Here is a 20,227-nt window from a genome sequence, read left to right as displayed (position 1 = left end):
ACAAACCACGTTCACTTTCGCCGCTTACAACCTGACGCGCATGGCGACGATCTTTGGCTGGCGTTTATCGGCGGTGGTTGGATAACTCCGTCCATAGAGTACGGAAAGCGCTAAAAAATGTCAAAAAACGGCCTGAAAAGTGGCTGAAAACTGCTTTTTAGGCAAAATGCGGCTTCCAGCCCGAAAAATTCGCATGTCTGGCGACAAAATCCGAAGGACTGGGGTCCTTTTTCAACACCCTGCTAAATGTTGATGCAAATAATGCGGGCGGATATGCTCGTGGAGGGGCTTTTGTTTGGTTCATCGCGTTTTGCCGGGAAAGGCATCCTTGATTTTTGAGGAAAAAATATGCCGAGTCCCGGAACCCTTAGGCCATCCGTTTGATGACTTTGATGCGGTTGTTGACGCCTTCAAGATCAGCAGCGATTCGTCGTCCTGTTCGACGACGAAATTGACAATATGCCCTTCCCAAAATGGAAGAGGCGACATAACATTGAGCATGGCGGCGAGAGTGGTAAGGTAATTGGTTTGTTTGGCGACAATCAATTTACCAATTCAAAACCCTTGCCGCCGCCCCCTCTCAGCAAAAAACGTCAAGCCCGTCTTCTCCCCATCAACCGCGATGAACCTAAAAAAACGGCAGACCTCGCGGCCTGCCGTTCTGTGTTCCTGTTGCCCGGCTAGCCGGGCAAATCAGGTTTACTCTTCTTCGTAAGAGCTGATAGGCGCGCAGCCGCAGAACAGGTTGCGGTCGCCGTACACGTTGTCGGCGCGGCCGACCGGTGGCCAGTATTTGCGCTGGCGCAGGGAAGCGACAGGGTAGGCTGCGATTTCACGGCTGTACTTGCGTTCCCAGTTGTCCGACATCAGCACCTGCGCCGTGTGCGGCGCATGTTTCAGCGGGTTGTCGTCGTGGTCGAATTCACCGCTGGCGACCTTGGCGATTTCTGCGCGGATGGCGATCATGGCGTCGATGAAGCGGTCGATTTCCACTTTCGATTCGCTTTCCGTCGGCTCGATCATCAGGGTGCCCGGCACGGGGAAGCTCATGGTCGGCGCATGGAAGCCGAAGTCCATCAAACGCTTTGCCACGTCTTCGTTGCTGATGCCGGTGGCGTCCGTGATCGGGCGCAGGTCCAGGATGCATTCGTGCGCGACCAGGCCGTCGTGACCCGAGTACAGCACGGGGTAGTGCGGCGCCAGGCGGCGCGCGATGTAGTTCGCTGCCAGAATCGCCGTCTCGGTGGCTGCGGTTAATCCCTCTGCGCCCATCATGGCGATGTACATCCACGAAATCGGCAAGATGCTGGCCGAGCCGAATGGCGCGGCGCTGACGGCGCCTATACCCGCCACGTCGCGCTGGTAGCCCGACGAGCGCTGGTTCGGCAGGAATTTCGCCAGGTGCGCGCCTACGCCGATCGGGCCGACGCCCGGTCCGCCACCGCCGTGCGGGATGCAGAAGGTCTTGTGCAGGTTCAGGTGCGACACGTCGCCGCCAAACGAGCCGGGAGCGGCCACGCCGACCAGCGCGTTCATGTTGGCGCCGTCGATGTAGACCTGGCCGCCGTGCGAGTGGATGATCTCGCACAGTTCCTGGATGCCTTCTTCAAACACGCCGTGGGTGGACGGGTAGGTGACCATCACGCAGGCCAGGTTGGCGCTGTGCTTTTCCGCTTTCGCCTTCAGGTCGGCCAGGTCCACGTTGCCGTTGGCATCGCAGCTGGTGACGACTACCTGCATGCCGACCATATTGGCCGAGGCAGGGTTGGTGCCGTGCGCCGACGACGGAATCAAACAGATGTTGCGATGGCCTTCGCCGCGCGATTCGTGATACGCCTTGATCACCAGCAGACCCGCGTATTCGCCCTGCGAACCGGCGTTCGGCTGCAGCGAGACGGCCGCGTAGCCCGTCAGCGCGCACAGCATTTCTTCCAGTTGCGCGATCATTTCGCGGTAGCCCACCGTTTGCGCATCCGGCGCGAACGGGTGGATGTTCGAGAACTCGGGCCAGGTGACGGGAATCATTTCGGACGTCGCGTTCAGCTTCATGGTGCACGAACCGAGCGGGATCATGGTGCGGTCCAGCGCCAGGTCCTTGTCGGCCAGGCTGCGCAGGTAGCGCAGCATTTCGTGTTCCGAATGGTAGCTGTTGAAGACGGGGTGGGTCAGGTAGGCGCTCTCGCGCGCCAGATTCGCCGGCAGCGCGCTGGTCACAGCCGCTTCAACGGCGTCCAGGTCCGGGGCGGCAGGCGCGTTGGCCAGGCCGTGCGCGAAGACCTTCCACAGCAGCGCGATATCGTCGCGCGTGGTGGTTTCGTCCAAGGACACGCCGACATGGGTGCTGTCGATCTTGCGCAGGTTGACGCCGTGGTGCATGGCCGTCGCGTGCAGTTGCGCCGCATCGGCGACGTTGACGGTCAATGTGTCGAAGTAGCTCGCGTTGACGACGCCATAGCCGAGCGTCTTCAGGCTGGCGGCCAGCACGCCCGTAAAACGGTGCACGCGCTGGGCGATCTGCAGCAGGCCGGCGGGGCCGTGGTAGACGGCGTACATCGAGGCCATCACGGCCAGCAGCACTTGCGCCGTACAGATGTTGGAGGTGGCTTTTTCGCGGCGGATATGCTGTTCGCGCGTTTGCAGGGCCAGACGATACGCCTTGTTGCCTTGCGCGTCGACGGTCACGCCGACCAGGCGGCCCGACATATTGCGCTTGAATTCATCGCGCGTGGACAAATAGCCGGCGTGCGGGCCGCCGAAACCGAGCGGCACGCCGAAGCGCTGGCTGTTGCCGACGACGACGTCGGCGCCCCATTCGCCCGGTGGCGTGAGCATGGTCAGGGCCAGCAGGTCGGCCGCGACGATGACCATGGCGCCATTCGCATGCAGTTTTTCCACGCCGGCGCGGTAGTCGCGCACGACGCCGTTCACGCCAGGGTATTGCAGCAGCACGCCGAAGCAGGCGTCCAGCGACGCGATTTCCGACGGGTCGAACGTACGCACTTCAATGCCGATCGGCTCGGCGCGCGTCTGCACCACTTCCAGCGTTTGCGGCAGCACGTCATTGGCGACATACAGCACGTTCGATTTGGACTTGCCCACGCGCTGGATCAGGGTCATCGCTTCGGCGGCGGCCGTGCCTTCGTCCAGCATCGAGGCGTTCGAGATGCCCATGCCGGTGAGGTCTGTGATCACTTGCTGGAAGTTCAAAATGGCTTCCAGGCGGCCTTGCGAAATCTCCGTCTGGTAAGGCGTGTAGGCCGTGTACCAGGCCGGGTTTTCAAAGATGTTGCGCAGCACGACGCCAGGCGTGAAGGTGTTGTAATAGCCTTGGCCGATCAGGGATTTCAGCACCTGGTTCTTGCCGGCGATGGCTTTCAATCGCGACAGGGCTTCCTGTTCCGGCATCGGCTGCGAATACGCGCCTAATGGCAGGGCGCCCTTGTTGCGGATGTTGGCCGGTACCAGGGCATCGATCAGCGCGGCGCGCGATGGATAGCCGAGGGTCGCCAGCATGGCTTGCTGTTCGGTGGAAGAAGGGCCGATGTGGCGGGCGATGAAGGCATCGCGTGCTTCGAGTTGGGTCAGGCTGGTGCGGGTCATGGTATAGAGGCCAAAGAGACTGAAAAACCGGGAGGCGGCGCGCGGGCGCAGCGCAGAAAAAATGCAAACGGGCCGCAAACGCGGCCCGTGAGTCAAACGCGATCAGGCGCTGGTGGTGGCGCCATAGGCGGCAGCGTCGAGCAAGCCGTCCAGGGCCGACACGTCGGCTGGCTTGATCTTGAACAGCCAGTTGGCGTAGGCGTCGGTGTTGATCGATTCAGGCGAGTTGACCACGTCGTCGTTGACGGCCACGACTTCGCCGGCGATTGGCGCGTAGATGTCGCTCGCAGCCTTGACCGATTCCACCACGGCAGCGTCGTCGCCGGCGCCATAGGTATTGCCCACGCTTGGCAGTTCGACGAAGACGATGTCGCCCAGGGCGTCCTGCGCGTACTCGGTGATGCCGACGGTGACGGTGCCGTCGCCTTCAAGGCGTACCCATTCGTGGGAGGCGGTGTACTTCAGGTCTGCAGGAATGTTCATGTGTGGCTCCAGATGGTAGGTGTTCGTTATTGATGATGTTTATTCGGTCTTGCGGGCGGTGGCTCTCTATCGCTAATCGCTTACGCAAGCAGGATTTTACCGTTACGCACGAAAGGCAGCTTGACGACGGAGGCGGCCAATTGCTTGCCGCGGATTTCCACGTGCACGCTGTCGCCCACGTTCACGCCGTTGGGCACGCGCGCCAGCGCTATCGCTTCCTGCATGGTGGGGCTGAAGGTGCCGCTGGTGATTTCGCCCGTGGCGTCGCTGCCGGCGATGATGACTTTTTGATGGGCGCGCAGCACGCCGCCTTTTTCGCGCAGGATCAGGCCGACGAATTGCGCGTTCTGGCCTTTGGCCAGCAAGGCAGCCTTGCCGATGAAGTCACGCTCGCTGACCAGGTCGATGGTCCAGGCCAGGCCCGCGTCGAGCGGGTTGACGCTTTCGTCCATGTCCTGGCCGTACAAATTCATGCCCGCTTCCAGGCGAAGGGTGTCGCGCGCGCCCAGGCCGGCCGGCTTGACGCCGGCAGCAGCCAGGGCGTTCCACAGGGCTTCCACCTGGGTCGCTGCCACGCCGATTTCAAAACCGTCTTCGCCCGTGTAGCCGGTGCGCGCCAGCATGACTTCGCCGAATGGCGTGTCCTTGACGATGACGACATTGAACGGCTTGATGGATTCGGACGCGGCTTGCGTCTGCGGCAGCACTTGCCATACCTTGGCGCGCGCATTTGGGCCTTGCACGGCGACCAGGGCCATGGCGTCATTGCCGTCGCGGCGCTGGGTAATCGTCAGGCCGCTGTTGGTGTGGATATTTTGCTGCTGCATCCAGGCCACGTCTTTTTCCGCCGTGCCCGCGTTGACGACGAGGCGGAACCAGTTTTCATTGAAGAAGTAGACGATCAGGTCATCGATGACGGTACCTTCGGCATTCAGCATGCACGAGTACAGCGCCTTGCCCGACACTTGCAGCTTGTCGACGTTATTGGCCAGCAAGCCGCGCAAAAAGGCGCGCACGTTCGGGCCTTCGATATCGACCACGCACATATGCGACACGTCGAACATGCCGGCGTCGCCGCGCACGGCGTTGTGTTCTTCGATTTGCGAGCCGTAGTTGACGGGCATGTCCCAGCCGCCGAAATCGACCATGCGGGCGCCGAGGGCACGGTGGGCGTTGTTGAGTGGGGTCGCTTTGAGCGTCATGGATTCCTCGGGACGAAGGTAAAGGGGGAAGTTAACAGAACACACAACACGGAAAGCCAAAACGGCACTCCATCGTGATCGCTGACCCCCCTGTCCTTTGTACCTGAGAGATTACGGGGGCTTGCCCCGTGCGCCCCTTCGGTGGGCCGCCGGCAATAGCCGCGGCCGCTCTCCAGAGTTGAGCTAAAGATGTCGCCAAAGCAACAGCTTCAGTCCGCCTGATCGGTCCTTTTGCCTGAGAGTTTTTGGGTAGTGCCCCTTCGGCGGCAACGCTGGGTTGCCCTCTCCCGATCAAGTGGGAGGAATATATGTCAGCAGGGGTATTCTGTCAATCTGTAAAGACGTTGCCAAATTGCAGCAAAAGCCGCGCTTTGCCGGGCTGCAAGGCGCTGCGCTCCAGCGCAAGAGGGCGTCGCGCGGCGCCCGAATGCGCTATGATGAAATCCTGGCTTTCTTGCAGGTGGTGCCATGAACATGACACAGAGCGGGACACAACACGAGACGCAAAACAACACCGAGCAGCACGGTTACTTTACCCTCTCGGGCGACGTCAACAGCGATATGGTGCGGCGCGTCTTCAACGCCGTAGCCGACATCACGGAAGATAAGCTCACGACCGCGCACATGTTGATCCAGTCCAACGGCGGCTATGTCAGCGATGGCATTTGTCTGTACAACTTCCTCAGCAAGTTGCCGTTCGACATCATTACCTACAACGCAGGCGCCGTGGCGTCCATCGCCGTTATCCTGTTTCTGTCGGGGCGGCACCGCCACGCCAGCGACACGGCCCGCTTCATGGTGCACAAATCGCATGCGACCGCTTCGCCCGGTTCGCGGCCTGATGCGCTCAGCATCATCGTCGAGGGCTTGCGCGCCGACGACATGCGTACCGAGCGCATCCTGCGCGGCCAGGTCAACCTGACGGAAGAGCAATGGCAGGTGCATGCGTATTCCGACCTGCACCTGACGGCCGATCAGGCGCTGGAAGTGGGCATGATCGAATCGATCCGCGACTTTGCGCCGCCCAGGGGCAAGCGCCTGACGAATATCTGAGGCGCGCCTGGCGCCGGCCAGGCGGATAGTTTTAGCGCGTACATTTTGTAATGGAATGTAATTCTTCGCTGCAGCACAGCAAAAGCCGCGCAGAACAGGGCAGAGTCGTGGCATAGTGCAAGCTGATCATGAAATAAGTGCAGGCGCGATGACTTGGTGGAATGGGATTTCTTTTGCGGCCGACATGTCCGTCATGGGGCCGGCTGGTGTGGCGATTGCCCTGTGGCTGCTCGTGTCGCGCCAGTGGCGCCTGGTGCTCAGCTGGAGCCTGTGGTACGGCGGCGGCCTGGCCCTCGTGGTGCTGTCGAAGCTGGCTTTCATGAGTTGGGGCGTGGGCAGCAGCGCGCTCGATTTTACGGGTTTCAGCGGCCACGCCATGCGCGCCGGCGCCGTGTTTCCCGTGCTGATGTATGTGCTGCTGCAGCGCGCCGAACCGCGCTGGCGCCATGCCGGTGTTCTCGTGGGCGTGGCGTTTGCCGTGCTGGTGGCCATTTCGCGTGTCGTCGTGCATGCGCACAGCGTGTCGGAAGCCGTCAGCGGCTGCGTGCTGGGCCTGGCGCTGGCGCTGGGTTTCATGTGGAATTCCCGCGGCGCCGTCAATTTCGCCGTCAGCCATGCGCTGGCGCTGGCCAGCCTGGTGCTGATGGTAGTGCTGAGCTTCAAGGCAGAGCCCATGCCGACCGAGCAGTGGCTGCAAAAACTGGCCATGGTGCTGTCCGGCCATGAGCGCGTTTTTTCCCGTGACGACTGGAAACTGGCGCAAGATGGCCACCCAGCCCGTTAAGATGGCGCTGGCCAGCACTTGACGCTGCTGTTTTTGGCCAGAAAAGCATCGGGAAATGGTATGATAAAGCACTTTTTTGCGGTGAGCGGCCAGGCTGCCCTCGCCATGGTGCATCTGAACTGAATATGAACCGGATTCGCCGATCTCAACCGCCAGCATAGGCCAGGAACTCTAAAACACGTGCGTCTCTCTTCCATCAAGTTGTCGGGATTTAAGTCTTTCGTCGATCCCACCAATTTCCAGGTGCCAGGCCAGCTCGTGGGCGTGGTCGGGCCGAATGGCTGCGGCAAGTCGAATATCATCGACGCCGTGCGCTGGGTGCTGGGCGAATCGAAAGCGTCCGAACTGCGCGGCGAGTCGATGCAGGACGTCATCTTCAACGGTTCCACCCACCGCAAGCCCGCCGGGCGCGCTTCCGTGGAACTGGTGTTCGACAATAACGACGGCAAGGCATCCGGCCAGTGGGGCCAGTACGCCGAGATCGCCGTCAAGCGCACCCTGACGCGCGACGGCACTTCCACCTATTACATCAACGGCCAGCCCGTGCGCCGGCGCGACATCCAGGATATTTTCCTCGGTACGGGCCTCGGTCCGCGCGCCTACGCCATCATCGGCCAGGGCATGATTTCGCGCATCATCGAATCGCGCCCCGAAGAATTGCGCGTCTTCCTGGAAGAAGCGGCCGGCGTGTCCAAATACAAGGAACGCCGCCGCGAGACGGAAAACCGCTTGCAGGACACCCGCGAAAATCTGTTGCGCGTTGAAGACATCTTGCGCGAACTCAATGCCAACCTGGAAAAGCTGGAAGCGCAGGCGGCCGTGGCCACGCGTTTCCACGCCTTGCAGGCGGATCAGGAAGAAAAGCAGAAACTGTTGTGGCTGCTGCGCAAGAACGAGGCGCAAAACGAGCAAACGCGCTATTTCCGCGAAGTGGAACAAGCGCAGACGGACCTGGAAGAACAGACGGCCAAGCTGCGCAACGTGGAACTGACGCTCGAGCAGATGCGCCAGGCGCACTTTGCCGTGGGCGACCGTTTGCATACGGCGCAAGGCCATCTGTACCAGACGAATGCGGAAATTGGCAGCCTGGAAGCGCAGATCAAGTTCGTCATCGAATCGCGTGCCCGCCTGCAGGCGCAGCTGGCCACCTTGACAGCCCAGCGCGACCAGTGGAGCAGCCAGGGCGCGGAATACCAGGAACAGATCGAAGAGGCGGAATTTCACCTAGAGGAACTGGCTGCGAAGGTTGAGCAATCGCAAATGATGGCCGAACAGAAGGGTGAGCAATTGCCTGAACTGGACGCCGCCTGGCGCGCCGCGCAGAACAAGAGCACGGAATCGCGCGCGCGGATTATGCAGGCCCAGCAGCAGCTGGAACTGGAATCGGCGCACCAGCGCAATGCTTCGAACATCCTGGCCAGCCTGTTGACGCGCCGCGAACGCCTGCAGCAGGAAAAGAACAGCCTCAGTTTGCCCGACAGCAGCCACCTGGAAAACCTGAAACTGCAGCTGGAAGAAAAGCAGCAAACGCTGGAAGAACAGGGTTTCTATCTGGAAGAAGCGCTGGAGCAGCAACCCAAGCTGGAGCAGGAGCGGGCTGAAGCACAGGCGCAAGTCAATGCCGAGACGGCTGCGAATGCCCAGCTGGAAGCGCGTCTTTCCGCTTTGAAACAATTGCAGGAACGGGTGCAGACGCAGGGCAAGGTCCAGCCGTGGCTGAAAAAGCACGAGCTCGATACCTTGCCGCGCCTGTGGCAAAAGCTGCAGATCGAAGCGGGCTGGGAAGCGGCCATGGAATCGATCTTGCGCGAGCGCACGTCGGCCCTGCAACTGTCGAATATCGACTGGGCCAAGGCATTCTTTGCCGATGCGCCACCGGCCAAGCTGGCCCTGTACGCGCCGTCCACCGTGGCGCCGCTGACGATGCCGGAGGTGCCTGGCCTGAAGCCGTTTTTGACTTTGCTGAAACTCAACGATCCGGGTTTGCGCGGCTTGCTGCAGGACTGGCTGTACAACGCCTACGCCGTGGAAGACGCGGCCGAGGCGCTGGCCGAGCGGGCGAAATTGCCGCCGGGCGGCTACTTCGTCACGCGGCTTGGTCACGTGGTCACGGCGTCCAGCGTGCGCTTTTATGCGGCCGATTCGGAGCAGGAAGGCATGCTGGGGCGCCAGCAGGAAATCGAGAATATCGGCAAACAATTGCGCGCTCAGCAATTGCTGGCCGAAGAGGCGCGCGCCCGTTCCGTGCGGGCCGACGCAGCCGTCGCCACCCTGACGCGCAACCTGACCGATTTGCGCTTGCGCATACAGCAACTGACCTCGTCCGTGCATACTTTGCAACTCGACGTGGTCAAATTATCGGAAGTCGAAGCGCGTTTCAACCAGCGCAGCACGCAGATCGGTGCGGATCTGGCGGAAATCGCCGCGCAGGAAGCGGAACAGATGCAGACCAAGCTGGAATCGGAAGAAAAATTCGAACAGCTGGACATGGAACTGGGCAACTTGCAGGAAGCGCACGAAGACGGCCATACGGACTTCTTGCAGAAGGAGCAGCGCCTGGCCGAAGCGCGCGAAGCCTTGCGCGACCTGGAGCGTGCCGCCAAGGATACGGAATACGCGGAAAAAGCCCACCGCGCGAAGATCGAGGAATTGCGCCGCAACATCGCCACTGCCAGCACGCAGGCGCAGCAAGTGACGGCCAGCCTGCAGGCAGGCGAACTGGAACTGGCCAACCTGGAAAGCGGCGCGGCTGCCGACGGCTTGCAAGACTTGCTCGAGCGCCGCACCACGCAGGAGCGGGCACTGGCGGATGCGCGCCATGAACTGGACCAGATCACGCAGCAGCTGCGCCTGTTCGAAGATGCGCGCACGCAATCGGAGCGCAGCTTGCAGCCGCAGCGCGACAAGATCATGGAAATGCAGCTCAAGGAACAGGCCGCGCGCCTGAACCAGGAGCAATTCGCCCAGCAATTGCTGGAATCGGGCGCCGATGAAGCGGCCCTGACGGAAAAGTTGCATCCGGACATGCGTCCATCGTATCTGCAGGGCGAAGTCACGCGTTTGACGAATGCCATCACGTCCCTGGGCGCCGTCAACCTGGCCGCGCTGGACGAACTGGCACAGGCGTCCGAGCGCAAGAATTTCCTCGACGCCCAGAATGCCGACCTGACGGAAGCCATTAATACCCTGCAAGACGCGATCCACAAGATCGACAAGGAAACGCGCGACTTGCTGCAAGACACCTTCGACAAGGTCAACCACCACTTTTCCGAGCTGTTCCCCATTCTGTTTGGCGGCGGCCAGGCCAGGCTGACCATGACGGGCGACGAGATTCTCGATTCCGGTGTACAAGTCATGGCGCAGCCTCCCGGCAAGAAAAATGCCACCATCCACCTGTTGTCCGGTGGAGAGAAGGCGCTGACCGCGACCGCATTGGTGTTTTCCATGTTCCGTCTGAATCCGGCGCCGTTCTGCCTGCTCGACGAAGTCGATGCACCGCTGGACGATTCGAACACGGAACGCTTCTGCCGCATGGTCAAGCGCATGTCCGACCAGACCCAATTCCTTTTCATTTCGCATAACAAGATTGCGATGGAAATGGCCCATCAATTGATCGGTGTGACGATGCAGGAGCAGGGCGTATCGCGCATCGTGGCGGTGGACATGGAGTCCGCCGCAAATTTTGCTACCGAGGCACAAGCAGCATGACAGACCTTCAAATTACCTTGTTCGGCGCCGGCGGCGTCTTTATCGTCGGCGTTTTCTCGTACAACAAATGGCAGGAATACAAGGCCAAGAAAAGCGTGGAGCGGGCCTTTTCCACCGACCACGACGACGTGCTGATGCGCGAGTGCAATGCCCCCGTGGCGGATGTCCAGGAACCCGTCTTGCGCCAGGAACCGCGCTTTGACGCCGCGCCCGCCGCCAAGGCCGAACCGTCGTTCGGCGCGCCGCCAGCGGCGCCCGTGTCCGACGCCCCCGTGCATGCGGAACCATCGCTGGGGAATGCCCCAGCCGAGCCAGTCCTTGCACCAACCGCCGAGCCCGTGCAAGAAGTGAGCGCCGCCAGCGAGCAGGCGACCAGCCTGGTCGACCCGCTGATCGATTGCCTGCTGCCCCTGTCGCTGGAGGCGCCCGTGCGCGGCGACAAGATACTGCCCGTGTTGCAAACCCTGCGCCTGGTGGGTAACAAACCCGTGCACTTCATCGGCTTGCACGTGAATGGCGACTGGGAACCGATCACGCATGGCGGTGTCTATACCAAGATGCAGGGCGGCGTGCAGCTGGCCAGCCGCAGCACGGCCTTGAATGAACTGGAATACTCGGAACTGGTCACGCGGCTGCGCGGCGTGGCGGACGAGATCGGCGCCGAGCCGGAAGTGCCCGACATGATGGAAGTGATGGCCGAAGCGCGCAATCTGCACCGCTTCGTCGCCGGCCACGACGCCCAGCTGGGCGTCAACCTGCACACCAACGGTGCGCCGTGGGCCATTTCCACCTTGCTGTTCGCGCTGGAAAAACAGGGATTTGACGTGCGTCCGGACGGCCGTTTCGTCATGCCGGACGGCGACGGCAGCTATCTGTTTTCGCTGTCGACGAATGTCACCCTGGCCGAGGAAACCACGTCCCGCCTGACCCTGCTGCTGGACGTACCCTGCGTGGCGCCCGCGCGCGACGGTTTTGGCGCCATGGTCGCCTGTGCCAAAGCGCTGGTGGGCCGCCTCGACGCCACCATCGTCGACGATTACAACCAGGCCCTGTCGGACTCTGCGCTGGCCGAGATCGCCGGACAGGTGCAAGAGTTTTACCAGGAAATGGACGCGGCCGACATTCCGGCAGGCTCCACCCGCGCCCTGCGTTTATTTAGCTGAAGAATCCTGCAACAATGACTGATCTGACTAACCAGGATGCCGCCCAGCGCGTCCTGGCACTTACTGCCGAACTCAATCGGCATCTGCACGCCTACCACGTGCTCGACAATCCCACCATCCCCGACGCCGAGTACGACAAGCTGTTTGTCGAATTGCAGGCGCTGGAAGCGGCCCATCCCGAACTCCGGGCACCGGATTCGCCCACCTTGCGCGTGGGCGCGGCGCCCCTGCCGCAATTCGAGCAAGTCACGCACGCTGTGCCGATGTTGTCGTTGAATAATGGTTTCTCCGATGACGATATCGTCAATTTCGACCGCCGCGTACGCGAAGGCCTGGACCTTGACGGTGCAGAAGTCGACTACGCTGCCGAAGTGAAATTCGATGGCCTGGCCATCAACCTGCGCTATGAAAACGGTTTGTTCATGCAGGCGGCCACGCGCGGCGATGGCGCCACGGGCGAAGACGTGACGGCGAATATCCGCACCATTTCCGGCATCCCGCTGCGCCTGCAGGGCGAGAAGATTCCCGCCGTGCTCGACGTGCGCGGCGAAGTCATGATGTTCAAGGCCGATTTTGCGCGCCTGAACGAACGCCAGCGCGAGGCGGGGCAGAAGGAATTCGCCAACCCGCGCAATGCGGCGGCCGGCAGCCTGCGCCAGCTCGATTCGCGCATCACGGCGCAGCGCAAGCTGCGCTTCTATGCCTACGGCATCGGCGCCCTCGATGGCGCCGCCATGCCGGCCTCGCATTCGGCCTTGCTGGACTGGTACGACACCCTGGGCATACCCGTGTCGAAGGAGCGCAAGGTGGTGCAGGGCGCGCAGGGCTTGCTGGCATACTACGCCGATATCGGCGCGCGCCGCCCCGCCTTGCCTTACGAAATCGACGGCGTGGTCTACAAGGTGAACGCGACGCAAGACCAGCAGGAGCTGGGCTTTGTATCGCGCGCCCCGCGTTTTGCGCTGGCGCACAAGTTCCCTGCCGAAGAAGCCTTGACCGTGGTGCTAGGCATCGATATCCAGGTGGGCCGCACGGGTGCCATGACGCCTGTGGCGCGCCTGGCGCCCGTGTCCGTCGGCGGCGTGACGGTGACCAACGCCACCTTGCACAATGAAGACGAAGTGCTGCGCAAGGATGTGCGCGTGGGCGATACCGTCGTCGTGCGCCGCGCCGGCGACGTGATCCCGGAAGTGCTGTCCGTGGTGCTGGAGAAGCGCCCCGAACCGGCGCCGCTGCCGTTCAAGATGCTGGAACGCTGTCCTGTCTGCGATTCCCACGTGGTGCGCGAAGAGGGCGAGGCCATCGCCCGCTGCTCGGGCGGCCTGTTCTGTTCGGCGCAGCGCAAGGAAGCGTTCCGCCACTTTGCCGGGCGGCGCATGATGGATATCGAAGGCCTTGGGGAACGATATATCGATACCCTGGTCGAACTGGAATACGTGCATGGCCTGGCTGACCTGTACAGCCTGACCCTGGATAAATTGCTGGAAATGAAGCTGCGCGCCGACGAACGCGATGGTTCCACGCCGGAAACAGTGCAACAAGGCAAGATTCCCACCAAATGGGCGGAAAATCTGCTGGCCGGCATCGCGGCGAGCAAACGCCCGCCGCTCGAGCGTTTCCTGTTTGCGCTGGGCATACGCCATGTGGGTGAATCGACGGCCAAGACCCTGGCCGAGTGGCTGGGCAGCCTGGACTATGTGCGCCGCGCGCCGGCGGCCTTGCTGCGCGTGCTGCCCGACATCGGTGGCACCGTGGCCGTGTCGATTGCCGATTTCTTTGCCGAAGAAAAAAACCAGCAGGCGCTGCAGGCATTGCTGGATGCTGGCGTCACGCCACAGGGCGAACACGCACCCAGCGCCAAGCTACGCGTGCAACTGGAGCAAACCAAGCTGCTGGCGGCCATCGGCATTCCCAAGCTGACGGAACCGCGCAGCAAGCAGCTGGTGGAGCGGGGCGTGACCCTGGCCAGCCTGGCAGCGCAGGGCGCCAGCTTCCACGCTGGCTTGCCGGCCGCCGTGGCCGAAGCGCTGGCGCAATGGCTGGCCGATGAGGGCAATGTCAAGCTGCTCGCTCAACTGGACGCCTTGCGAAATGAATTACTGTCACAATTGCCTGAAATGTCAGCCGCTGGCGGTAAGCTGGACGGCAAGACTTTCGTCCTGACGGGCACCTTGCCCAATATGAGCCGCGACGAGGCCGCAGAGCTGATCGAGGCGGCCGGCGGCAAGGTCAGCGGTTCCGTGTCGAAGAAAACCGGCTACGTCGTGGCCGGATCGGACGCCGGAAGCAAGCTGGCCAAGGCGCAGGAACTGGGCGTGGCCATACTCGACGAGGCTGGCCTGCTGGCCTTGCTCGCGCAAGACTAATCATTAAAATACTATAGAAGACCCATGAAAAAAATCAGAAAAGCAGTCTTTCCCGTCGCCGGCCTGGGCAGCCGTTTCTTGCCTGCGACCAAGGCACAACCGAAGGAAATGCTGCCCATCGTCGACAAGCCCTTGATTCAGTACGCGGTGGAAGAGGCGGTGGCGGCGGGCATCACGGAAATGATCTTCATCACGGGACGCAACAAGCGTGCCATCGAAGACCATTTCGACACGGCCTATGAGCTCGAATCGGAACTGGAAGCGGCCGGCAAGCGCCAGTTGCTCGACATGGTGCAAAACGTCATTCCAAAGCACATCAATTGCATTTACATCCGCCAGTCGGCGCCGCTGGGTCTGGGGCATGCTGTGCTGTGCGCCCGTCCCGTGATCGGCGACGAGCCGTTTGCCGTCTTGCTGGCCGACGATTTCATGGATGTGGAAGAGGGCGTGCGCCCCGTGCTGGCGCAGATGACCGATGTCTTCCAGTATGAAAATTGCTCGCTGCTGGCGGTGCAAGATGTGCCGCGCGCGGAAACCAAGCAGTACGGTATTGTGTCGGCAAAGCATTATCAGCCCGACCTGGAACTGGTGTCTGCCATCGTGGAAAAGCCCGCGCCTGAAGAGGCGCCGTCGACCCTGGCCGTGGTGGGCCGTTATGTGCTGACCAGCCGTATCTTTAACCACCTGGAACATATCGGCACGGGCGCCGGCGGCGAAATCCAGTTGACGGACGGCATCGCCGCTCTGATGCGTGAAGAGCGCGTGCTGGCTTACCGCTACCAGGGGCAGCGTTATGATTGCGGCTCCAAGCTTGGTTATCTGAAGGCAACGACGGCGATGGGCATGAAACACCCGGAAACGGGCGCTGCCTTCCGCGCTTACCTGCAGGAACTGCAATCGACACTGGAAGCAAAATGACGGTACGTGAAATTCTGAAGATGGGCGATCCGCGCTTGCTGCGCATGGCCGAGCCCGTGCGTGAATTCGATACGCCCGAATTGCATGCCTTGATCACCGATATGTTCGACACCATGCACGCCGTCAATGGCGCGGGGCTGGCGGCACCGCAGATCGGTGTCAACCTGCAGCTGGTGATTTACGGTTTCAAGCAGAATTTGCGCTATCCCGATGCGCCGCAAGTGCCGGAAACCGTGTTGATCAACCCTGTGCTGACGCCGCTGTCGGAACGCAAGGAAGAGGGTTTTGAAGGCTGCCTGTCGGTGCCTGGCCTGCGCGGCAGCGTGCCGCGCTGGAGCGAACTGCACTATGAAGGCGTGGACCAGTTCGGCCAGCCCATCAGCCGCGACTGCGACGGCTTCCATGCCCGCGTGGTGCAGCATGAAGTGGACCACCTGCACGGCATTTTGTATCCGATGCGTATCGTCGACTTCACACAATTTGGCTACACGGAAGTCATGTTTCCTGATTTGGATCCAAACGACGACGATTAATTGCTGCTTCACCTGGGGTCTGACCAGGCGGGTCAGACCCCAAATGTTGCTGGCGGTAGCCGTGCATGAGTACAAAAAATGGCCGCGCAGCATGAGCTGGGCGGCCATTTTTCATGCGCGAAGTGAATCTAGCGCACCTTGCGGCTGCTGCCCAGGTTGTCGAGCAAGGCTTTCAATTCATCCTGCATGGCATCCGTCAGGTTCAGAAAGCGGCAGCCGATCTGCACTTGTTCGCCCAGCAGGAAAGAACGGAAGGTGCGCGACAGGCGGATTTCCAGGTCGGCGATCATGACCTTGTCCGGTCCCAGCTCCAGGCGCACGCGCGACAGCTTGCGCCCCACGTACAGGCCGACCGTATCGCGCGGGTGGGCGCGCATGCCGATGCCGCCGGCAGAGAAATCATACAGCTGCAGTTCGTATGGGCGCCCCTCCAGCACGAAGGCGGCCAGGTAGTACACACCCAGCGGTGTTTCCAGGCGCGTCGATTCGCGCCGTTCCAGCACCAGGCAATGGCTGGGGAAGTTCGTCAGGTAGACGTTTGGCCGCTCGGGATAGGCTTCCCATTCGCCATTGATGGTAAATTGCAGCTTGGCGCTTTGCACCCACGACACAAACGTGGCGCCGCCTTCGGGCAGGGTGGCACCTTCATTGAGTTCCAGTACGAATTGCGGCAAGTCGTCGTCGACCGACAATATGCGCGCCATGATGACGTCTTCGCCGCCCGTCGGGTAGATGGAAATGGCGTCGCCGTTATCAGCCAGGCTGCACAGGGTTTCGCCGATATCCCACGGATCGCTCATATGGTGCGGCTTGGTGCCTGGCTCCATCGGCTCGGCCACGTCGGCCAGGCTGGGCGCGCCTTTGCGCAGGGGATTGGGGATGGGATCGTTCACGACAGCGTATCTCTTTTGTTCTAATGGGGAATAGTGTATAGGTTTAAGGCAATATTTACTAAGTAAATCACAATAATTGATTTTATATCACTATATTCGCTTATGTAACATGGCATGCCGGGGCGCATGCCATCTTGATGCCGTCGCTTAAAACTGTTCGTCCGCGCTCAGGTAGCGCCATTTGCCCGTCGGCAAGTCGCCCAGTTTGACCTTGCCGATGCGTACGCGTTTCAGTCCCAGCACTTTCAGGCCGACGGCTTCGCACATGCGCCGGATCTGGCGTTTCTTGCCTTCGCGCAAGGTAAAGCTCAGCTGGTCTTCGTTTTGCCAGCGCACCTTGGCCGGCAGCAGCGGCTTGCCGTCGAGCCACAGGCCGTGGTTGAGTTTTTTCAGCTCGCTGTCGGGCAGGGTGTCACCCTTGGTATAGCTCACGCGCACCAGGTATTCCTTGTCGATATCGGTATCGTGGCCGATCAGCTGCTTGGCCACGCGCCCATCCTGCGTCAAGACCAGCAAGCCGACGGAATCGATGTCCAGGCGTCCGGCGGCCACCAGGCTGCGCAGCTGGGTCGGGTGGAACTGTTCCGGGCTGCGGTCTTCCGCCCAGCGGTTCTCCGCCTTGATCAAGGCCACGGCGGGCGTGTAGCCGTCTTCGGCCTGGCCGCTGACATAGCCCATCGGCTTGTTGATCAGGACGGTAACGCGTTTCGACTGTTCCGCCGCCGCTTGGCGCTCGACGGTGACGTGCTGGCTGGGGGTGACTTTGCTGCCCAGCTCGGACACCACCTTGCCATCTACGCGGACCCAGCCGCGCGCGATCCATTCATCGGCTTCACGGCGCGAGCACAGGCCCAGTTCGGACATGCGTTTGGACAAGCGTAATAATTCTTCGGTCATGTTGTTTCAGTTTCAGTAAGGGTAGGCGCTGCGCGGAGGTCATTACACTTTCAGCGCATCGAGTAAATCGGTTTCCAGCAATATCTGGTTGCGGGCATTGTTGAGCGCGGGACCGTCGACGAGGAAGACGTCTTCGACCCGCTCGCCCAGGGTCATGATCTTGGCCGTGTGCAAGTTAATGCGGTACTTGGTCAGCACATTGGCGATGGCATACAGCAGGCCCGTGCGGTCGTTGGCGGCCACCGACAGCAGGTAGAACTGGCCCCTTTCATCGGGCCGCAAATCCACCGTCGGCTGGAAGGGGAAGGTACGCGACAGGCGCGACAGCCGTCCCTTGCCCGGTGGCGGCAGCGGCGTTTGCGACTGCAGCAGTTCGCCCAGCTCATGCTCGATCAGGCTGATGATGTCGCGGTAGCTCTTGGCAAAGTTCTGCTCGGTGACGAGAAAAGTGTCGAGCGCATAACCATTTCTGGTCGTGTGGATCTTCGCGTCGAGAATGCTGAAATTCTTGCGGTCGAAATAGCTGCAGATGCGCGCGAACAGATCGGGCTGGTCGCGCATGTACACGGCCACCTGCAAGCCTTCGCCGATGGGCGCCAGGCGGCATTTTACCACCGGCAACTTGTTGTCGAGCTTGTCATACAGCGAGCGCGTCTGCCAGGCGATGTCGGAGGCGTCGTGGCGCAGGAAATACGCCACGTCCAGTTGCTGCCACAGTTTCAGGTGCGCGTCTGGCGGCAAACCGTACAGGCGCAGGGTGGCCAGCGCTTCCTGCTGGCGGTTCTTCAGCTCGCGGTCGGTCGTGTGCGGCTCTCCGCCCAGCACGCGCAAGGTGATTTTGTACAGGTCTTCCAGCAGCTTGCCCTTCCAGGCATTCCACACTTTCGGGCTGGTGCCGCGGATATCGGCCACCGTCAGCAGGTACAGGCCCGTCAGGTGGCGTTCGTCCTTGACCACTTTCGCAAAGGCAGCGATGACGTCCGGATCGGACAGGTCCTGCTTTTGCGCCACTTGCGACATGGTCAGGTGATTTTCCACCAGAAAAGCGATGAGTTCCGTGTCCTCTGCCGACAGGCCGTGCTCCTGGCAGAACTGGGTGGCGTCGGCCACGCCCAGCTTGGAATGGTCGCCGCCGCGGCCCTTGGCGATGTCGTGGAACAGGGCTGCCACGTACAACAGCCACGATTGCGAGAAATCGGCCATCAGCTGGCTGCAGAACGGGTATTCGTGCGCGTGTTCGCTCATCGTGAAGCGGCGCATGTTGCGCACCACCATCAAAATATGCTGGTCGACCGTGTACACGTGAAACAGGTCATGCTGCATCTGGCCCACGATGCGGCGGAAGTTCGGCAGGTAGCGCCCCAGGATGCTCATCTCGTTCATGCGCCGCAGCGCGTGGATGATGCCCACGGGGGCGCGCATGATGCGCAGGAAGAGGGCGCGGTTGACGGGGTCCTGGCGGAAGGGGGCGTCGATCTTGAAGCGCGCGTGCCACAGGGCCCGCGTGGCGCGCGACGTCATGCCCTTCAGGGCCGGGCGCTGCGTCATCAGCACGAAGATTTCCAGCATGGCGGACGGGTATTGCTCGAACGTATCGTCGGCGCTGATATCGATCAGGCTGTTGACTTCATTGAAGCGTTCGTTGATGGGCACGGCCACATCGTCTTGCGGAAACAGCCGTGCCTCGATATTTTGCAGCAGTATCGTGTTGAGCTGGGTCACCGTCTTGGCGGCCCAGTAGTAGCGCTGCATGAGGAATTCGCTGGCGCGGCGCATGTTTGGCCCGCTGCCCGTGGCCTGCAGACCCAGCGATTCGGCGATCGCCGTCTGCACGTCGAACACCAGGCGGTCTTCGCGCCGGCCCGCATGCAGGTGCAGGCGCACGCGGATATCCTTGAAGGCGCGCTCCTTTTCCATCAACTGGCGCGCTTCCGTCAAGGTGATCAGGCCGCCTGTGGCGAGTGTGCGCCAGGAATTGGCCAGGCCGGCCGCCTTGGCTACCCACAGGATGACCTGCAGGTCGCGCAGGCCGCCCGGGCTTTCCTTGCAATTCGGTTCCAGGCTGAAGGCCGTGTCTTCGTATTTCGCGTGGCGCTGGCGCATTTCCGCCGTTTTCGCCTGGAAAAACGCCTGCGGGTCCATTGCCGCCTCGTAGCGCTGCTGCAATTGCGCGAACAAGTCTGCGTTGCCGCACACGAGGCGCGCTTCGAGCAGGCTGGTTTGCACGGTGATGTCGGCTTTCGATTCGATCAGGCATTCCTCGACCGTGCGGATGCTGTGGCCAATTTCCAGGCCCAGGTCCCACAGCAGTTGCACCAGCTCCTCGAGTTTTTCCTGCGCGGCCGCGTCCGGCGCCTGCTGCAGCAGGATCAGCAGGTCGACGTCGGAATACGGAAACAGTTCGCCGCGGCCATAGCCGCCCACACCCACCAGGGCGGTGCCGGGCGGCAGTCCCGCTTCCTGCCAGGCGCGCGCCAGCACCCCATCGACGCTGTGGCGTAGGCTGCGCAGCAGTTTTTCAGGCTTGCCGTCGGCCTGGAAGGCCGCGATGACGACCTGGCGGTCGGCTTTCAGTTGCTGTTTCAGCTGTTCCCGAACTTGCTTTTTCATCTGGGCCCTGGGGTGGC

General features: G+C 61.6%; 14 protein-coding genes and 2 riboswitches. Of the genes, 8 read left to right on the top strand and 6 right to left on the bottom strand.

Features of this window, described 5'->3' with window-relative positions; all coding sequences use genetic code 11:
- The first annotated feature begins 459 nt into the window (after nucleotides 1-459).
- The gene (locus CSZ94_RS28030) at nucleotides 460-684 is read left to right on the top strand and encodes a hypothetical protein (protein WP_180977484.1); all 225 of its coding nucleotides are present in this window, start codon (nucleotides 460-462) and stop codon (nucleotides 682-684) included.
- A gap of 15 nt (nucleotides 685-699) precedes the next feature.
- Here the strand turns inward: CSZ94_RS28030 and gcvP are convergent, their stop codons facing one another.
- The 3 genes from gcvP to gcvT form a co-directional block, all read right to left on the bottom strand.
- On the bottom strand, nucleotides 700-3,600 hold the full coding sequence (gene gcvP / locus CSZ94_RS14635) for an aminomethyl-transferring glycine dehydrogenase (RefSeq protein WP_102122168.1): 2,901 nt from the start codon (nucleotides 3,598-3,600) through the stop codon (nucleotides 700-702).
- A 102-nt stretch (nucleotides 3,601-3,702) separates the two neighbouring features.
- The gene (gcvH, locus tag CSZ94_RS14630; RefSeq protein WP_102122167.1) at nucleotides 3,703-4,083 is read right to left on the bottom strand and encodes a glycine cleavage system protein GcvH; all 381 of its coding nucleotides are present in this window, start codon (nucleotides 4,081-4,083) and stop codon (nucleotides 3,703-3,705) included.
- Nucleotides 4,084-4,163: 80 nt separating this feature from the next.
- Nucleotides 4,164-5,285 (bottom strand): glycine cleavage system aminomethyltransferase GcvT, encoded by a 1,122-nt coding sequence (gene gcvT / locus CSZ94_RS14625; protein ID WP_102122166.1) that lies wholly within the window; start codon nucleotides 5,283-5,285, stop codon nucleotides 4,164-4,166.
- An 80-nt stretch (nucleotides 5,286-5,365) separates the two neighbouring features.
- A riboswitch (glycine riboswitch) is annotated at nucleotides 5,366-5,471 on the bottom strand.
- 27 nt (nucleotides 5,472-5,498) lie between these two features.
- A riboswitch (glycine riboswitch) is annotated at nucleotides 5,499-5,585 on the bottom strand.
- A 168-nt stretch (nucleotides 5,586-5,753) separates the two neighbouring features.
- On the opposite strand from gcvT, the gene CSZ94_RS14620 reads away from it, so the two are divergent.
- From CSZ94_RS14620 to def, 7 genes are all read left to right on the top strand, one after another.
- Entirely contained in the window at nucleotides 5,754-6,338 is a 585-nt protein-coding gene (locus CSZ94_RS14620; RefSeq protein ID WP_258000985.1) for an ATP-dependent Clp protease proteolytic subunit, read from the top strand.
- A 148-nt stretch (nucleotides 6,339-6,486) separates the two neighbouring features.
- A complete protein-coding gene (locus CSZ94_RS14615; protein ID WP_258000984.1) occupies nucleotides 6,487-7,122 on the top strand; it encodes a phosphatase PAP2 family protein in 636 nt (211 codons plus the stop codon).
- Nucleotides 7,123-7,302: 180 nt separating this feature from the next.
- Entirely contained in the window at nucleotides 7,303-10,830 is a 3,528-nt protein-coding gene (gene smc / locus CSZ94_RS14610; RefSeq protein ID WP_102122165.1) for a chromosome segregation protein SMC, read from the top strand.
- Complete coding sequence (locus tag CSZ94_RS14605) at nucleotides 10,827-11,993, top strand: cell division protein ZipA C-terminal FtsZ-binding domain-containing protein (RefSeq protein ID WP_102122164.1); 1,167 nt, start codon at nucleotides 10,827-10,829, stop codon at nucleotides 11,991-11,993. Before smc ends, CSZ94_RS14605 begins: the two co-directional genes overlap by 4 nt.
- A gap of 14 nt (nucleotides 11,994-12,007) precedes the next feature.
- The gene (gene ligA, locus CSZ94_RS14600; protein ID WP_102122163.1) at nucleotides 12,008-14,359 is read left to right on the top strand and encodes an NAD-dependent DNA ligase LigA; all 2,352 of its coding nucleotides are present in this window, start codon (nucleotides 12,008-12,010) and stop codon (nucleotides 14,357-14,359) included.
- 24 nt (nucleotides 14,360-14,383) lie between these two features.
- Entirely contained in the window at nucleotides 14,384-15,277 is an 894-nt protein-coding gene (gene galU, locus CSZ94_RS14595) for a UTP--glucose-1-phosphate uridylyltransferase GalU (RefSeq protein ID WP_102122162.1), read from the top strand.
- Nucleotides 15,274-15,810 carry a peptide deformylase gene (def, locus tag CSZ94_RS14590; RefSeq protein ID WP_102122161.1) on the top strand — a complete coding sequence of 179 codons (537 nt, stop codon included), beginning with the start codon at nucleotides 15,274-15,276 and terminating at the stop codon, nucleotides 15,808-15,810. The genes galU and def overlap by 4 nt, the downstream gene beginning before the upstream one ends.
- 128 nt (nucleotides 15,811-15,938) lie before the next feature.
- Here def and CSZ94_RS14585 read toward each other — a convergent pair whose 3' ends face one another.
- The 3 genes from CSZ94_RS14585 to CSZ94_RS14575 all read right to left on the bottom strand — a co-directional run bounded on the left by CSZ94_RS14585 (nucleotide 15,939) and on the right by CSZ94_RS14575 (nucleotide 20,210).
- Nucleotides 15,939-16,703 (bottom strand): flagellar brake protein, encoded by a 765-nt coding sequence (locus CSZ94_RS14585; protein WP_102122160.1) that lies wholly within the window; start codon nucleotides 16,701-16,703, stop codon nucleotides 15,939-15,941.
- 147 nt (nucleotides 16,704-16,850) lie between these two features.
- Entirely contained in the window at nucleotides 16,851-17,600 is a 750-nt protein-coding gene (locus CSZ94_RS14580) for a pseudouridine synthase (RefSeq protein WP_102122159.1), read from the bottom strand.
- A gap of 42 nt (nucleotides 17,601-17,642) precedes the next feature.
- A complete protein-coding gene (locus CSZ94_RS14575) occupies nucleotides 17,643-20,210 on the bottom strand; it encodes a [protein-PII] uridylyltransferase (RefSeq protein WP_102122158.1) in 2,568 nt (855 codons plus the stop codon).
- Nucleotides 20,211-20,227 lie beyond the last annotated feature (17 nt).

It is taken from the genome of Janthinobacterium sp. ROICE36 (assembly GCF_002869965.1).
In the GTDB taxonomy this organism is placed as follows: domain Bacteria; phylum Pseudomonadota; class Gammaproteobacteria; order Burkholderiales; family Burkholderiaceae_D; genus Janthinobacterium.
This window is presented reverse-complemented; position numbering and strand designations above follow the sequence as displayed.

Bases quoted from the DNA above. Each gene is read 5' to 3' on its own strand.
- ligA (WP_102122163.1), top strand. From the start codon at position 12,008: ATGACTGATCTGACTAACCAGGATGCCGCCCAGCGCGTCCTGGCACTT.
- gcvT (WP_102122166.1), bottom strand. From the start codon at position 5,285: ATGACGCTCAAAGCGACCCCACTCAACAACGCCCACCGTGCCCTCGGC.
- CSZ94_RS28030 (WP_180977484.1), top strand. From the start codon at position 460: ATGCCCTTCCCAAAATGGAAGAGGCGACATAACATTGAGCATGGCGGC.
- CSZ94_RS14575 (WP_102122158.1), bottom strand. From the start codon at position 20,210: ATGAAAAAGCAAGTTCGGGAACAGCTGAAACAGCAACTGAAAGCCGAC.
- gcvP (WP_102122168.1), bottom strand. From the start codon at position 3,600: ATGACCCGCACCAGCCTGACCCAACTCGAAGCACGCGATGCCTTCATC.
- gcvH (WP_102122167.1), bottom strand. From the start codon at position 4,083: ATGAACATTCCTGCAGACCTGAAGTACACCGCCTCCCACGAATGGGTA.
- CSZ94_RS14615 (WP_258000984.1), top strand. From the start codon at position 6,487: ATGACTTGGTGGAATGGGATTTCTTTTGCGGCCGACATGTCCGTCATG.
- CSZ94_RS14580 (WP_102122159.1), bottom strand. From the start codon at position 17,600: ATGACCGAAGAATTATTACGCTTGTCCAAACGCATGTCCGAACTGGGC.
- def (WP_102122161.1), top strand. From the start codon at position 15,274: ATGACGGTACGTGAAATTCTGAAGATGGGCGATCCGCGCTTGCTGCGC.
- CSZ94_RS14620 (WP_258000985.1), top strand. From the start codon at position 5,754: ATGAACATGACACAGAGCGGGACACAACACGAGACGCAAAACAACACC.
- CSZ94_RS14605 (WP_102122164.1), top strand. From the start codon at position 10,827: ATGACAGACCTTCAAATTACCTTGTTCGGCGCCGGCGGCGTCTTTATC.
- galU (WP_102122162.1), top strand. From the start codon at position 14,384: ATGAAAAAAATCAGAAAAGCAGTCTTTCCCGTCGCCGGCCTGGGCAGC.